This is a genomic window from Streptomyces sp. NPDC032472, from assembly GCF_040636955.1.
Classification (GTDB): domain Bacteria; phylum Actinomycetota; class Actinomycetes; order Streptomycetales; family Streptomycetaceae; genus Streptomyces.
The window spans coordinates 1-15,274 of the sequence record NZ_JBEZVK010000109.1; the positions used below are offsets into that span (position 1 = coordinate 1).

Sequence of the window (15,274 nt, forward strand, 5' to 3'; positions counted from 1 at the left end):
CGGCCATCTGCCGCGCCGCCCGCGCCTCGGCGAGGACGCTCCGCAGCCGCAGGTCCAACGGCCCGTCGGCCACGAGCCGGACCTCCTCCCCACGGACGAGCGACCGGAGCGCCCGCGCCACCTCGGGATCACTGTCGAAGCCGGTCTCCCCGGCGAGCCGCACCATCTGGGAGGCGACGGCAGCGCGCAGCCGGTCGAGGGGTATCCCCTCGATGACCGCGGCCGGCTCGACACCGCGCGCCGAGAAGAACGGACCCGGCGGTTGCGGGGCGGCCTCCTGGTGCGCGTCGAGCAGGGGCAGCAACAGAGCGCCGGCCAACCGGTCCCCGACCCCCCGCCAGCCGCTGATCCCGAACTCCTCGGCGAGCCCGGCCAGCAGCTCCTTGTACGGCACCGGTTCGGGCCCTGGCCCGAGCAGCCCGCCGAGCGCCGGCCCCCCACCGAAGCCGGCCGCCTCCGCTCCCCCCTCGCCCACGACCGGCACCCGGCGCACCGCTTTGGGCCGGAGCCGCCCGTCCTCGTACACGTGGACATCGACCCGCGACGGCCGCGCGAGCACGGCCAGGGCTCGCCCACCCGCCGAAACCCGCTGCAACACGGCGGGGCGGTCGAACTGCTCCACCCCCGCGTCCTGCACCGCGTAGGCCCACCGCCCGGCCGCCCCCGCCCTCACCATCGGCCGGTACGCCGCCCACGGCGCGGCCGCGGCGTACTCGGCCTCCTCCCGGCTCCGGGTCCGCACCGTGTCCTCCACGGCACCCAGCCGCCGCAGCAGCTCGCCGGGCCCGACCCCCTCGACGAACAGCAGGTCGGGCCGACACGGGGCCGGCGCCGGACCGGAACCGCTGCTGCGGGCCCACACGACGTACCCCCCGTCGGGCGTGGCAACGACCCGCTTCCAGTCCTCCGGGCGCGGGAGTTCGGGCTCCGCCATTGCGGCAGCGAGACCCAACGGGGAAACGGGGTCGGGGATGACGCTCTGCGGAGGCATGGAGGCACGCTACGTCCCGGCACTGACATTGATGCTGATACTCAGGTTCCGGTGGTCGTGGCTCGGGCACTGACTGACGCAGGGCGGAGCAAGGGGCACGCTCACCTCCGGGCCAAAGACCGCTCCGGACGAAGGCAGCCCGCAAAAAGCCCTGGCCCTACGGAGTGGTGGGCGTTACGATCAGCGCGATGATCACTGACTCCCTCACCAGATCGGGGGTACCGGCCGCGCAAGGTGAGTGCTGATGCACCTTCACCACCACATCGCGGACGGGGACTCCCGCCTTCCCTTCTGGCTGCGCGTGCGCGAGTTCGCCGTGCCGCCGTCCATGATCGAGACCGCTACCGCCCGCCGGCTCGCCGGGGACTGGGCGGGGGCGTGCGCCGCCGCCGGTTTCGACGTCGACCTCGACCTGCGGTCCGCCGTGCGCGCCCACGGCAGGGAGCTTGCGGCCCGGATCCGGGCCGATCTGCACCGCCTGGCTCCCGAGCTGCTGCGCTGGCACATGCCGCGGATCGCCCCCGACGGGCTGCTGCGTCCGGGTCTCACCGTCACGCTCGCCCGGTACGGGGCCACACCCGTGCACCTGGTCGCCCGGACCGCCCCCGCCTGGGCGGATGCCGGCCAGCGGATCAGCCTCGCACTGTGGGACGGGTCCCGGGGCCAGGGCGGTGGCCACCGCCATCCGCAGCTGCACCCGCACCTCAGGCCCAACCGGCGGTTCCGCCTCGACCTGCACCGCCACCTGTGGGACGCGGACAGCAGCGGCGAGCTCCGGGCCCGGTCCGGGGCGGATCGGCCGCCCGGAGCCGACGCGCCGGTTCCGGAAGCGGTCCCGTACGGGCTCCGCTGCGCCGTGGACCGGTGGGCGGCCGAGGCGGGGATCCTGCTGCGCGCCGAGGGACAGCCCGCCGGTACCGGATCCGTGGCCGTACGGCTCGGGGGCCGGCACCGGCTGGTCCTGCACCTGGCCGCGGCGGCCGCCGGGCGGATCACGGCCGCGCCTGCGGGCGACCGCGCCTCCGCGCTGCCGCTCCTGCCCGACGCCGCGACCTGGGTGCTGCCCGACCTGGAGCTGCTCCGCGCCGGTGCGATCCGGGCCGACCGGCTGCACCCGCTGGTCGCCGCCGCACTCGTACCGGAGCACACGCCGCCGGCCGGACCGGCAGCGGTCCCGGATCCGGCCGGGGGGGCGCTCCTGGTGGAGTGCCGCTGAGCCCTGCACCGGATCGGCCTGGTCGACGGCGCACTGGCCCCGCTGGACCACGGTCCGGACGAGCTCCGGCGCGAGGAGCTGCTCGTCGCGCTGGGCGGCCCGCCGCTGCCGTGCCTGCGCGCCATCGACGCGGCGCACCGCAGTCCGGACTGCCTCTCCGGCGTGCGCGAACGCCTCGACCACGGCGACGCGGCCGGCGCCCTGGCCGTCGTGGAAGGCCTGCTGGGCCCGGAGGCCGTCCTGCGCACCGGCGCACTGAAGGACGCGCTGGACGAGGCCGCGCAGCGGCGGATCACGTACGGACAGTTCCGGGCGGGACCGGTCGCACCCGACCTCGACCGCCACCGCATGCGCCCCGGCCGTCACCGCACCCGTGACCGCCGCGCCCACGCGCGCCGCCTCACCGCCTCTCGCTGATCCACACCCCCTTTTGATCAATTCGCCCCGTTCATTCGCTTGCTGCGGCCGATCCCCAGGTGATTCAGACATGACTCTTTCCATGCCCATGCCCATGCCCGCGCCCGCTTCCCCGTCCCTGCCCGACCAGCTCGACGTCGCCGGCGCCTTGCTGGCGCTGCTGAACGACACGACCACCGAACCGCGCCCCGACATGCAGCTGGAGGCGCTCACCCTTGCCGTGGCCGCGGACCTGCCCGTGCTGCTGTGGGGTGAGCCGGGCATCGGCAAGACGGCCGCGCTGACGCAGCTCGCCGAGACCCTGGACCTGCCGCTGACCACGGTGATCGCCAGCGTTCACGAGCCGTCCGACTTCTCCGGGCTGCCCGTCATCGGCAGCGATCCCGCGGAGCAGGGTGTCCCGATGGCACCGCCGGACTGGGCCGTGCGGCTCGTACGGGCCGGCCGGGGGCTGCTGTTCCTCGACGAGCTGTCCACCGCGCCGCCGGCGGTCCAGGCCGCCCTGCTGCGCCTCGTACTGGAGCGCCGGATCGGCGCCCTGAAGCTGCCGCCGGGAGTACGGATCGTGGCCGCCGCCAATCCGCGGTCCTCGGCGGCCGACGGCTGGGAGTTGAGCCCGCCGCTGGCCAACCGGTTCGTGCACCTGCAGTGGACGCACGACCACGAGGTCGTCGTACGCGGCCTCGGCGGCACCTGGCCCCGCGCCGACCTGCCCCGGCTGGACCCGCAACGGCTGCCGGAGGCCGTGGACTTCGCCCGCCGCGCCGTGTGCGGCCTGCTGGCCGCCCGCCCGAAGCTCGTACACCAGCTGCCCAACAACGAGACGCGCCGGGGCGGCCCGTGGCCGTCGCCGCGCAGCTGGGACATGGCGCTGCGGCTGATCGCCTTCGCGAGCGCGGCGGGCTCCACGCGCGACGTGCTCTCCCTCCTGGTCAGGGGCACCGTGGGGGACGGGCCGGGGCTGGAGCTGCTGGCCAGCCTGGACCGGATGGACCTGCCCGACCCCGAGGTGCTGCTCGCCGACCCTGAGGCCGCCGTACTGCCGGAGCGGGGTGACCTGCGTCAGGCGGTGCTCGACGGGGTCGTTGCGGCGGTCCGCACGCGCCCGGAGAAGTCCCGCTGGGACGCGGCGTGGACGCTGCTGGTCCGGGCCATGGAGACGGGGGCCCCGGATCTGGTCGTCGTACCCGCGACCACGCTCGCCGCGCTGCGGCGCGACGAGTGGGACGTGCCGGCGGCCATCGAGCGGCTGGCCGGAGCGGTGTCGCTCTCGCGGCGGGCGGACCGCGCCGCGGACCGTACGCCGGGGGGCCGGGCCGCCGTCAAGGCGGGCCGGTGAGCGCGGAAACCGCCCGGGGGGCGGGGAGCGCGGCGAGGCCCGGGCCGCCGGTTCGGGCACGGCCCGGTCCGCCGGTCGCGGGGAGGCCCAAACCGCCGGTCGCGGGGAGGCCCAAGCCGCCGGTCGCGGGGAGGTCCAAGCCGCCGTCGATGGTGGGGCCAGGAACAGGCGCAGGACCCCTGGACCGCGACAAGCTCTTCGCCGCGCGCCTGCACGCCGCCCGGGTCCGGCCGTACCTGGCGACGGCGCTGTTCGCCCTGCACACCGTGGAGTCGCGGCAGGTGCCGACCATGGCCGTCGACCGGCACTGGCGGTGCTACGTCTCGCCGGGGTTCGTGGACCGGACGCCGGTGGAAATGCTGGCCGGCGTATGGGTGCACGAGGTGTCGCACCTGCTGCGCGACCACCACGGGCGCGGTGACCGGCTCGCCCGGGAGCTCGGGCTGAGCGGCCCGGCCGAGCGGCTGCGGATGAACATCGCCGCGGACTGCGAGATCAACGACGACGTGTACGGCCACGGGCTGCTCGCGCCCGCGGGCGCCGTGCGGCCGGACTCGCTGCAGTTGCCCGAGGGGCTGCTGATGGAGGAGTACGTGCGCCGCGTTCGGCTCGAGGGCAACGCGGCGGCGCTGGCCTGGCTGGACTGCGGCAGCGGAGCCGACGGCCTGGAGCGGGACTGGGACCTGGGGCCGGACGGCGCGCACGGCCTCAGCCGACAGGAGCAGGACGCGGTCCGGTTCCGGGTGGCGCAGGGCATCACCGGCCGGCCGGGCAGCGCCCCGGAGTCGTGGCAGCGCTGGGCGGAGGAGGCGTTTCATCCGCCGCAGCCGTGGCGGGAGCTGCTGGGGGCGGCGGTCCGCTCGGCGGCGTCCGGCTCCGGCGCGGGCGAGGACTATTCGTACGGCCGGCCGTCGAGGCGCTCGGCGGGGCTGCCCGGCGTGGTCCTGCCGAGTCTGCGGCGCAGGCCGCCGCGGGTCTCCGTGATCATCGACACGTCGGGGTCGGTGAGCGACGCCGAACTGGGCAGTGCGCTGCTGGAGGTCGCGGCGATCGCGCGGGCGGTGGGCGGGCGGCGCGACCTGGTCACCGTGCTGCCGTGTGATGCGGCGGCCCGGCTGGTGCACCCGCTGTGCCGGGCCGAGGGCATTCCACTGGTCGGCGGCGGGGGCACGGACCTGCGGACGGGCTTCGCGAGGGCGCTGCGGACGCAGCCGCGGCCGGACGTCATCGTGGTCCTGACGGACGGGCAGACGCGGTGGCCCGCCGTTAGGCCGTCGTGCCGGACGGTGGTGGGGCTGTTCCCGCGGGAGCATGCGCGCCGGTCGTGGCGCGAGCACGATCCCGACTACGTGCCGGATGCGCCGCCGGCGTGGGCGCGTGTGGTCACCATCGGGTAGGCCGGGGTCGGGCTGCCGCTGCGCGGAGCCGTCCCCCTCCCCGCCCCTTCCCGCTGCGCCGGATATGCGGCTCCGCCGCGTGGCGGGCTCCGCCCCGGACCCCGTCCGCCTCAAAAGCCGGCGGGGCTGGGAAGGTCCGGCGGGGATGAAAGACCCGGGCGCTTCGCGCCGGTGCGCTCAAACGCCGCGCGGGCTGGATTGTGCCGCTGCGCGGCAACTCCAGCCCCGCCGGCACTTTCCAGCCCCGCCGGCACTTTCCAGCCCCGCCGGCGTTCGAGGCGCGGGGTCCGGGGCGGAGCCCCGATCTTTGACCCTCGCCGGCGTTTGCAGGCGTTTCGGGAAGGGGCGGCGAGGGGAGCTGCTCCGCGCAGCGGGCCGGACCGCCGGCCCTCGGCCCTGCCGTCGGGGGGCGGCGGGACCGAGGGTCCGGGGCCCGGGCCGGGTGTCTGGGTCAGCCGGTGCCCTGGGGTGGGGTGGGACCCGGGGCGCCGCCGGTCAGTCCCCGGGACGGGCTACTCGATGACGAGGTTGACCGGGATGTTGCCGCGGGTGGCCTTCGAGTAGGGGCAGACCTCGTGCGCCTGCTTGACCAGCAGGGCTCCCGTCTCGCCCGCGAGGGACTCCGGCAGCTCGACGCGCAGCGTGACGGCCAGGCCGAAGCCGGTGTCGTCCTTGCCGATCGAGGTCTCCGCGGTGACCGACACCTCGCCGGTGTCGACCTTGGCCTGGCGGCCGACGAGGCCGAGCGCGCTGGCGAAGCAGGCCGCGTAGCCGGCGGCGAAGAGCTGCTCGGGGTTGGTGCCCTGGCCGTTGCCGCCGAGCGCCGGGGGCATGGCGAGCGCGAGGTCGATCTGGCCGTCGGAGCTGACGGTGCGGCCCTCGCGGCCGTTGGCGGTGGCGACAGCGGTGTACAGCGCGTCCATCGGGGTTTCCTCTCGCGGTGGTGGTTCCGCCGGCCGGTGCGGTCCCGGCCGACTACGTCCACTACTAGAGCACACAATTAAATTGTGCGCAATCGAATCGCCCGCAAGGTGTACCCGGTACACTGGCGGCATGAGCGAGCCGACCACCGACACCCTTCGCGGCGAGGACCTGCGCGACGAGGACTTCCTCCGTCTCGACGGGCAGATCTGCTTCGCCCTGAACGCGGCGACCCGGGCCTTCGGCGGCGTCTACCGGGTGGTGCTCAAGGACCTCGGGCTCACCTACCCCCAGTACCTGGTCATGCTCGTCCTCTGGGAGGACGGCACCACCCCCGTCAAGCAGCTCGGCGCCCGCCTGCGGCTGGACTCCGGGACCCTGTCCCCCCTGCTCAAGCGCCTTGAGGCCGCCGGGCTGATCCGCCGCGAGCGCAGCAGCGAGGACGAGCGCTCGGTGCACGCCGTCCTCACCGAGGCCGGTACGGCCCTGCGCACCCGGGCCGCGGAGGTGCCGCGCCGGATCGCGGCCGCCACGGGGTTCGAACTCGCCGAGATCCGCGACCTCCAGACCCGGCTGCACCGCCTCACCGCCGCCCTGGACGCGGCCGCCCTGGAGGTGTGAGGGGCGCCGCCGGAGCGGGCGAAGAAGCGGCGATCCGCCCGAACCGCTTCCCGGTACGCCCGGCGGCTCCTCCCTTGGGGCCAGGGGCGCAGCGGTACGAGGGGGTCCACCGGGGAAGAGCTCGTGGCATCGGCCGTGTCGGCCTTGCTCACCGCCATGGCGACGGAGGCCTGGCAGCAGGCCCGCAGCGGCGTCGTCGCCCTGTGGAGACGGGTCCGGCCGCAGCCGCACGACGGGGTCGGCGACCCGGCGCACGCGGCGCGGGAAGCGGATGCGGCTGGGACGACACCGTCCGCGTCCGGGAGACGGATCCGGCCCGGCTGGTCCCGCGGCTGTGCGCGGCCACGGCCGGCCCGCACGACCGCGAGCTGTGGGAGCGCCACCTCCCGAACACGCCGTACGCACCGGGGTGCGGCTGATCCGGCCGATCCGCCGGGCCGATCCGGCCGATGCCCGGGCGCGCCCGGCCCGCCGGACGTACATTCGGGCGCATGGTGCACGTACTCGGCAGCAGGGTCCTGCTGCGCCCCACCGATCCGGAGCGTTCGCGCGCGTTCTACGGCGAGGTGCTGGGGCTCGCCGTCTACCGGGAGTTCGGCACCGGGCCCGAGCGCGGCACGGTCTACTTCCTCGGCGGCGGCTTCCTCGAGGTGTCGGGCCGCTCCGAGGCCCCACCCGCGCCGGGCCTGCGGCTGTGGCTGCAGGTCGCCGACGTGCAGGCGGCGTACGAGGAACTGCGCGGGCGCGGCGCGCAGGTGCTGCGGCCGCCGCTGAAGGAGCCGTGGGGCCTGGTCGAGATGTGGATCGCCGATCCGGACGGCGTGCGCATCGCCGTGGTGGAGATCCCGGCGGACCACCCCCTGCGCTTCCGCCCCTGAGTCGGAGCGCACCGCGGGCGCGTCCCCGGGCGGCGCCGCCGCGGACGCGCCGGGGCGTGCACGGCCCACGCCACCCCGGGCGCCCGGCAATCCCGGTGCGCCCCGCCGACGGAGTGAACGGGCTCCCCACCCACAGGAGGGATGTCCGGCGGATCCGGTAGACGTGGCGTCAATCGCCGCACTCGGCGCGGGCGGTGCAGCACTGGGGACACGCGGCGCGCATAGCAGATTCGCGGGGCCGGAGATGCCCTTTTGTAAAGATCAACGCAGTGTGCTGGATTGATCACCGACAGTGCTCCCGGCTGGCGGAAGGATCCACATGCGCACGGTTCGCGAATCGGTTCTGGATGTTCTACGAGCGCGTGGCATCACCACGGTCTTCGGCAACCCCGGCTCGACGGAACTGCCGATGCTCAAGCGGTTCCCGGACGACTTCCGGTACGTGCTCGGCCTGCAGGAGGCCGTCGTCGTCGGGCTGGCCGACGGATTCGCGCTCGCCTCCGGCACCACGGCGCTGGTGAACCTGCACACCGGCCCCGGCACGGGCAATGCGATGGGTGCCGTCCTCAACGCCCGGGCGAACCGGACCCCGATGGTCGTCACCGCCGGCCAGCAGGTGCGCGCCATGCTCACCATGGAGGCGCTGCTGTCGAACCCCCAGGCCACGCTCCTGCCGCAGCCCGCCGTCAAGTGGGCGTACGAGCCCCCGCGCCCCGCGGACGTGGCCCCGGCGCTCGCCCGGGCGGTCCAGCTCGCCGAAACCCCGCCCCACGGGCCGGTGTTCCTCTCCCTGCCCATGGACGACTTCGACGCGGAGCTGACGGAGGAGGAGGACCGGGCCGGGCAGGCCGCGGCCGCCCGCCGGGTCGTGCACGCCGCGGCACCCGATCCGGCCGCTGTCTGCGCGCTCGCCGGGCGGATCTCGCGCGCCCGCTCGGCCGTGCTCGTCGTCGGGGACGACGTCGACGCCTCCGGGGCCTGGGACGCGGTCGTCGCGCTCGCCGAGCGCAGCGGACTGCCCGTCTGGGCGGCTCCGGTCTCCTGCCGCGTCTCCTTCCCCCGCACCCACCCGCAGTTCCGCGGGGAGCTGGTCCCGGCGATCGGGCCGCTCGGGCAGCAGCTGGCCGGGCACGACCTGGTCGTGGTCATCGGGGCGCCGGTGTTCCGCTACTACCCGTACGTCCCCGGCGCCCACCTGCCGGAGGGCACCGAGCTGGTCCTGCTCACCCGGGACGCCGAGGAGGCCGCCCGGGCCCCCGTCGGGGACGCCGTCGTCGCCGACCTCGCCTTGGCCGTACAGGCGTTGACGGACGGGCTCGCGGCCGGCACGGCGGACCCGGCGCCCGCCGGCCCGGGGGCGCACGGGCACCCGCACTCCCCCGACCCGCTGCGCACTTCCGAGCCCGGCGACGGCGTCCTCACGCCGCTCGCCGCCCTGCGGGCGGTCGCCCAGGGCGCCCCGGAGAACACCCTCTGGGTCAACGAATCGCCCTCCAACGTGCCGCAGTTCCACGAGGCCACCCGGATCAGCACCCCCGGCTCCTACCTCTTCTCCGCGGGCGGCGGGCTCGGCTTCGGCGCGGCCGCGGCCGTCGGGGCGCAGCTCGGTGCTCCCGACCGGCCCGTGGTCTGCGTCATCGGCGACGGCTCGATCCACTATGCCGTCCAGGCGCTGTGGACCGCCGCCGTCCACAAGGTCCCCGTCACCTTCGTCGTCCTCAGCAACGCCCGGTACGCGATCCTCCACTGGTTCGCGCAGCTGGAGCACGCCCAGGGCGCCCCGGGCCTCGACATCCCCGGCATCGACATCACGGCCGTCGCCACCGGCTACGGGGTGCGCGCCCACCGGGCCCAGGGCACCGGCGAGCTCACCAAGCTCGTACGGGAGGCCGCGGCCCAGCAGGACGGGCCGGTCCTCATCGACGTGCCCGTCACCACCGAACTCCCCTCCCTCTAGGCCCGTCCAGACCGCCCGTCAGCAGGCCACCGCCCCGATCTCCGGAAGGCCCGAATGTCCCCCGACACCCCCCTCCTGTCCCGCCTGCGCACGCTCCTCACCGACCATGCGGACGTTCTGCACACCGACCCCGAGACACTGAACGCGCACGCCCGGGACGCCGCGCCGTTCTCCGAGGCCGGCATCCCCGCCACCGTCGCCTTCCCGCGCACCGCCGAGCACGTGCAGCACATCATGCGCACCGCGTACGAGCTGGGCGTCCCGGTCGTCCCGCAGGGCGCACGGACCGGGCTCGCGGGCGCCGCGAACGCGGTCGACGGCTGCATCGTGCTGAACACCGCCCGGATGGACCGCATCCTGGAGATCGACCCCGCCAACCGGCTCGTGCGCTGCGAGCCCGGTGTCGTCACCAAGCGCCTCAACGACGCCGTCGCCGAGCACGGCCTGAGCTACCCGCCCGACCCGGCCTCCTGGGAGCACTGCACCATCGGCGGGAACATCGCGACGGGCGCCGGCGGGATCTGCTGCGTCAAGTACGGGGTCACCGCGGACTACGTGCGCGGCCTGGACCTGGTCCTGCCGGACGGGCGCCGGATGCGCACCGGGCGCGACACCGTCAAGGGGGTCGCCGGCTACGACCTGACCAGGCTGCTGGTCGGCTCGGAGGGCACCCTCGCCGTCATCGTCGGCGCCACGCTCGGCCTGCGTCCGGTCCGGCCGCCGGCCCTTTCGCTGCTCGCGCAGTTCCCGAGCCTGGCGCAGGCCGGGGACGCGGTCGCCTCCATCACCGCGGCGGGGCACGTGCCGTCCGCGCTCGAACTCCTCGACCGGGCCACCTCCCAGGCGGTCTCCGACCACGGGCACCCGCTGCTGGAGGCCGGGGCCGCCGCCACGCTCATCGTCGAGAGCGACAGCGCGGAGCCGATCCGCGACCTGATGGCGATGACGCTGCTGTGCAAGGGAGCGGGCGCCCAGAACGTCGTCACCGCGACCACCGCCGAGGAGTCCCGGCGGATCATCGAGGCACGGCGGCTGGTCTCCCCGGCGCTGGGGGCCTTCGCCGCGGGACTCGCCGGGAAGCCCACCGCGTTCATCGAGGACGTCGCCGTGCCCCGCTCCGAACTGGCCAAGTTCATGGGCACCATCGAGGAGATCGCCCGCCGCCACCGGCTGCGGATCTTCACGCTGGGCCACGCCGGGGACGGCAACCTCCACCCCACGGTCGTGTTCGACGAGTCGGACGCCGACGAGTTCCGCCGCGCGCAGGCCGCGTACGACGACATCATGGCGGCGGGCCTCGCCCTCGGCGGCACCAGCACCGGCGAGCACGGCATCGGCACCCTCAAGCGCGACTGGCTGACCCGCGAGCTCGATCCGGCGAGCCTGGAGCTGCAGCGCGCGCTCAAGCGGCTGTTCGACCCGAAGAACCTGCTCAACCCGGGCAAGGTCGTGGAGGCATGACCGAGGACCTCACCGCCGCCGCCTCGTCCGGCACGCCGCCCACCGCCGCCTCGGCCACCGCCTCGACGCCGGCGGCCCCCGCGCCCCGGCCCGTGGTACCGCGTCCCGCCCGCGCCGGCCGCACCGAGACCGCCCGCTTCGCCGCCACGCACACCCTGCCCGCCTTCGTCCGCGGCGCCTTCTCCGCCCGCCCCAAGGTCGTGGCGGCCTACGCGGCCCTCGGCCAGCAGGGCTGGTCGGCGGCGACCCTGAGGGCCATGCGCGCCCGGCACGGCGGGGCGCCGGTGGAGGTTCGCGGCCTGTCCGGACGGCTGCTGGTCCTGCTGGACCCCGCCGACCTGCGGCAGTTCTACGAGCTGCCGGTCCGCACCCTCGCCCTGGACGCGCCGGACAAGTACAAGGGGCTGTCGCTGCTGGAGCCCACGGGTGTGATCTGCTCCCACGGCGACACCCGCGAGGAGCGCCGCCGCATCAACGACGAGGTGCTCGCGGCGAGCCGGCCGGTGCACCCCTCGTGCCGGGAGTTCCAGGCCGTCCTCGACGAGGAGGCACCGGCGCTCGCCCGGGACGCCGAGCTCGACTTCGCCCGGCTGCGGCGCACGGTGGCCCGCATCGTGCGCCGCATGGTGCTCGGCGATGCGGCGGCCGGTGACGAGGAGCTCGCCCGGTGGCTGCTGGTGCTGCGCGAAGAGGCCAACTGGATGCGGCTGCGCAAGGGCCGGGCCGCGGCCGCCGAGGCGGTGTACGCGCGGGCCGCCGCCCGCGTCGAGGAGTACGCGGCCCGGGCCGAGCCGCACACCCTCACCGCGCTCGCCCGCAGCCACCCGGCCGCGGCCGGCCCGGAGGCCGCAGCGCTGGACCCGGTCGGCCAGGCCCACCACTGGCTGCTCGCCCTGGAGTCCCTGGACCAGCTCGTGGCCCGCACCCTGCTGCTGCTCGCCGCGCACCCGGCCGAACAGGAAGCGGCCCGGGCCGAGGTGGACGCCGGCGCCCCGGAACTCCCCCGGCTGCGGGCCTGCGTACAGGAGGCGCTGCGGCTGTATCCGCTCGTGCCCGACCTCGTGCGGGTGACCCGCGAGGAGACCGAGTGGCGCGGTGTCCGCTATCCGGCGGGCACGGCCGTGCTCGTACCCGCCCTGTTCCACCAGCGGGATCCCGAACAGGTCCCCGCCGCACACCGGTTCGTGCCGGCGCGCTGGCTGGAGGCCGAGGCGGCCGAGGACATCCGGATGGCACCGTTCAGCCACGGCGGCGGGCGCTGCCCCGGCGAGCACCTGGGGGTGTCCACGGCGGCCGGGCTGATCGCGGCGGTGCTGCGCGGCCACCGGGTCACCGGCGGCCGCCCGGCGCTGGACCCGTCCCTGGCGCTGCCGGGCATCCTCGCCTCGGCGGGCATCCGGCTCACCCTCGCCCCGCGCTGAGAGCAGGGCGTCCCCGTCCACACCCGTACCCCCCGGAGGGGCCCCGCATGACCGATGCCATGACCGCCGTCACCGGGCACGAGCCCGATGTCGACTCCCTGCACGAGATGTGCCGCCTGCTCGCCGAGGCCGCCGACAGCGTGGGCGAGGCGTCCCGGTACGCGTCCGAGCTCGCCCTCGGCCCCCGGCTGGCCCGCAGCGCCCGGGGCGGCCCCGCCCGGCGCACCCTGCTGCGGGCGATCACCGACCCCAAGGGCCTGGGCTGGGCGGCGCGCGGCCGGGGACTCGCCCGCGTCGGCCGGCTCCTCGGCGTGTTCACCAGCCGCGAGAGCCTGGCGGTGAGCCTGGCCGTGACGGGCCTGAAGGCCCGGATCCGGGCCGCCGCCGTCCACCACCCGGAGCTGCTCGGCGACCCCGACACCGCCAAGGTGCTCAGGGCCATCGAGGAGGACCGGCAGCGGGAGGCGGTCCGCGTCTTCCGCGCCATCCTCGGCCGGAAGGGCGCCGAGCGCACCTTCGCGCTGCTCGCGCCCGCCTTCGCGGACATCCTCGCCTGGAACGCGCTCACCGACGAGAACCCGCTCAACGACGAGGCCGGCTGGGAGGTCGCGACCGGCCGCACCCTGGCCGGCGCCGAACCCGTCCTCGGTGTCGGCGCGCGTGTGTGGGCGTTCCTCGACCGTGGGCCCGGCCGGGCCGAGCCCTTCATCCCGGCCCCCGCGCTCGCGGACCGCCTGGACACCACCGGCACCATCGCCGGGTACGTCCGCAACATCGACAGGGTCGGCACCGGCGGCACGCTGCTGGTCCAGCCGGTCACGGGTCCCGACGGCATCCGCCGGTACGTCGTCCAGCTCGCCGGCATGTCGGGGCTCAGGGGCGAGAGCCCGCAGGACCTGCTGGGCGCCGTGCACGCGGTGGCCAGACCCTCGACCCCGTACTCCAGGGCGGTGTGCAAGGCGCTGCGGCAGGTGGTGCCCTCGGGTGCGCAGATGGCGCTGGTCGGGCACAGCCTGGGCGGGATCACCGCCATGAACCTGGCCGCCGACCCGGACTTCTGCGCGGTGTACCGGGTCACGCACGTGGTCGCGATCGGCTCGCCCATCGACGGCAAGCGGCCCGCCGATCCGCGGACCCGGGTCTGCTCGCTCGTCAACGAGCACGACGTGGTGCCCAGCCTGGAGGGCCGGTCCTCGGTGTCGCCGTACCCGCTGCCGGAGCAGTTCACCGAGTTCACGTGGACCGACGACACGCACGCCTTCCCGCTGTGCCATGCGGCCGAGCGGTACGCGCACAACCTGGAGCACGACGTGCCCGACGCCCGGGCGCACGTGGACGCCGAACTCGCCGCCTACCGGGGCCGGGTGGGCGCCGCCCGCTTCTTCCGGCTGTACGACCGCTGAGCGCGGGCCACCGGCCCGCCCGCCTGCGACCCCCTTCCCCGCAACCACCGCCGACGCCGAGGAACACCATGACCGACACCGCCTCCACCGAGCAGACCGGGCCGGCCCCCGGCCAGTCCGCGCCGGACCCGGGCGCCGCGGGCCTGCCCGGACAGGCCGCCCGCCCGCCGCAGCCGTCCGGCCCCTGCCCGCCCGGCCTCCTCGAACGCCTCGGCTCGGCCGCGTTCGCCCGCATCAACGAGGCCCGCGAGTGGCACGAACTCCCGCTGCCGCTGGGGCTGCTGAACCTGCGGGTGCTCCGCGACGACCTGCGCCGCAAGAACCTGTACGACACCTACGGCACCGGCGGTGAGCGCCCGCGCCGCGCCACCTCCACGCTGCTGCCGTACCGCTCGTACGACGGCTCGGGCTACGACCCGTACGACGAGGACATGGGCCGGGTCGGCACCCGGCTCGACCGCAACGCCCCGCTCGACATGGTCTTCCCGGAGGGCGACGAGGCCCTGATGTCGCCCAGCCCGCGCGAGATCAGCAGGCAGCTGCTGGCCCGCAGGGGCTTCGTCCCGGCGCCGACGCTGAACCTGCTGGCGGCGGCCTGGATCCAGTTCGAGAACCACGGCTGGGCCAACCACGGCGACAACGAGGAGGCCGAGCCGTTCACCGTCCCGCTCGCCGAGGACGACGACTGGGCCGAGCACGGCGGCACCTGCCCGATGCGCATCAACCGCACCCGGCCCGACCCGGTCGCCCACACCGCGGCGGACGCCCCGCCCACGTACGAGAACACGGTCACCCACTGGTGGGACGGTTCGCAGATCTACGGCTCGGACGAGGAGCGCTGCCGGGCCCTGCGTACCGGCGAGGGCGGGCGGCTCATCGTGGAGGACGGCCGGCTGCCCGCCGACCCGCGTCCCGGCAAGGACTGCCTGGACTGGACCGGCATGAACAGCGACTACTGGGCCGGGCTGTCGCTGCTGCACACGCTGTTCGCCAAGGAGCACAACGCGATCTGCGACTTCCTGCGCTCCCACCGTCCGACGTGGGGCGACGAGCGGCTGTTCCACACGGCGCGGCTGGTCAACACCGCGCTGATGGCGAAGATCCACACGGTGGAGTGGACCCCGGGCATCCTCGACACGCCCGTGCTGCACCACGCGATGAACGCCAACTGGTACGGGGTGCTGCCGCGTTGGGTCAGCAAGACCTTCGGGCGCATCGGCACGGGCGAGATGCTCAGCGGCATCCTCGGCTC

The 15,274-nt window shown here is 75.4% G+C and carries 9 protein-coding genes and 3 pseudogenes; 10 read left to right on the top strand and 2 right to left on the bottom strand.

The annotated features are described in order from the left end of the window. Positions 1 to 991 (bottom strand): annotated as a pseudogene (locus tag AB0F11_RS35305) (hypothetical protein); the annotation flags it as partial. A gap of 244 nt (positions 992 to 1,235) precedes the next feature. Between AB0F11_RS35305 and AB0F11_RS35310 the strand changes: the two are divergent. The 3 genes and pseudogenes from AB0F11_RS35310 to AB0F11_RS35320 all read left to right on the top strand — a co-directional run bounded on the left by AB0F11_RS35310 (position 1,236) and on the right by AB0F11_RS35320 (position 5,360). Further along, a pseudogene (locus AB0F11_RS35310) lies at positions 1,236 to 2,624 on the top strand (hypothetical protein). 82 nt (positions 2,625 to 2,706) lie between these two features. Next, entirely contained in the window at positions 2,707 to 3,963 is a 1,257-nt protein-coding gene (locus tag AB0F11_RS35315; protein WP_362183061.1) for a MoxR family ATPase, read from the top strand. Positions 3,964 to 4,112: 149 nt separating this feature from the next. After that, complete coding sequence (locus tag AB0F11_RS35320; protein WP_362183038.1) at positions 4,113 to 5,360, top strand: VWA-like domain-containing protein; 1,248 nt, start codon at positions 4,113 to 4,115, stop codon at positions 5,358 to 5,360. A 512-nt stretch (positions 5,361 to 5,872) separates the two neighbouring features. Here the strand turns inward: AB0F11_RS35320 and AB0F11_RS35325 are convergent. After that, positions 5,873 to 6,283, bottom strand: coding sequence for an organic hydroperoxide resistance protein (locus AB0F11_RS35325; RefSeq protein ID WP_362183040.1), 411 nt, complete (start codon positions 6,281 to 6,283; stop codon positions 5,873 to 5,875). A gap of 130 nt (positions 6,284 to 6,413) precedes the next feature. On the opposite strand from AB0F11_RS35325, the gene AB0F11_RS35330 reads away from it, so the two are divergent. From AB0F11_RS35330 to AB0F11_RS35360, 7 genes and pseudogenes are all read left to right on the top strand, one after another. Next, the gene (locus tag AB0F11_RS35330) at positions 6,414 to 6,902 is read left to right on the top strand and encodes a MarR family transcriptional regulator (protein ID WP_362183043.1); all 489 of its coding nucleotides are present in this window, start codon (positions 6,414 to 6,416) and stop codon (positions 6,900 to 6,902) included. Positions 6,903 to 7,393: 491 nt separating this feature from the next. Next, on the top strand, positions 7,394 to 7,780 hold the full coding sequence (locus AB0F11_RS35335) for a glyoxalase superfamily protein (RefSeq protein ID WP_362183046.1): 387 nt from the start codon (positions 7,394 to 7,396) through the stop codon (positions 7,778 to 7,780). A 319-nt stretch (positions 7,781 to 8,099) separates the two neighbouring features. After that, on the top strand, positions 8,100 to 9,737 hold the full coding sequence (mdlC, locus tag AB0F11_RS35340) for a benzoylformate decarboxylase (RefSeq protein ID WP_362183049.1): 1,638 nt from the start codon (positions 8,100 to 8,102) through the stop codon (positions 9,735 to 9,737). A 54-nt stretch (positions 9,738 to 9,791) separates the two neighbouring features. Beyond that, positions 9,792 to 11,198, top strand: a pseudogene (locus AB0F11_RS35345) (FAD-linked oxidase C-terminal domain-containing protein); the annotation flags it as partial. Next, on the top strand, positions 11,195 to 12,619 hold the full coding sequence (locus tag AB0F11_RS35350; RefSeq protein WP_362183052.1) for a cytochrome P450: 1,425 nt from the start codon (positions 11,195 to 11,197) through the stop codon (positions 12,617 to 12,619). The pseudogene AB0F11_RS35345 and the gene AB0F11_RS35350, both read left to right, overlap by 4 nt. A 47-nt stretch (positions 12,620 to 12,666) precedes the next feature. Then, positions 12,667 to 14,022: a hypothetical protein gene (locus tag AB0F11_RS35355; protein ID WP_362183055.1), complete on the top strand. Its 1,356-nt coding sequence runs from the start codon at positions 12,667 to 12,669 to the stop codon at positions 14,020 to 14,022. Between the two features lie 68 nt (positions 14,023 to 14,090). Next, positions 14,091 to 15,274: peroxidase family protein (locus AB0F11_RS35360; RefSeq protein ID WP_362183058.1), on the top strand; the 1,184-nt coding region annotated here is incomplete at its 3' end.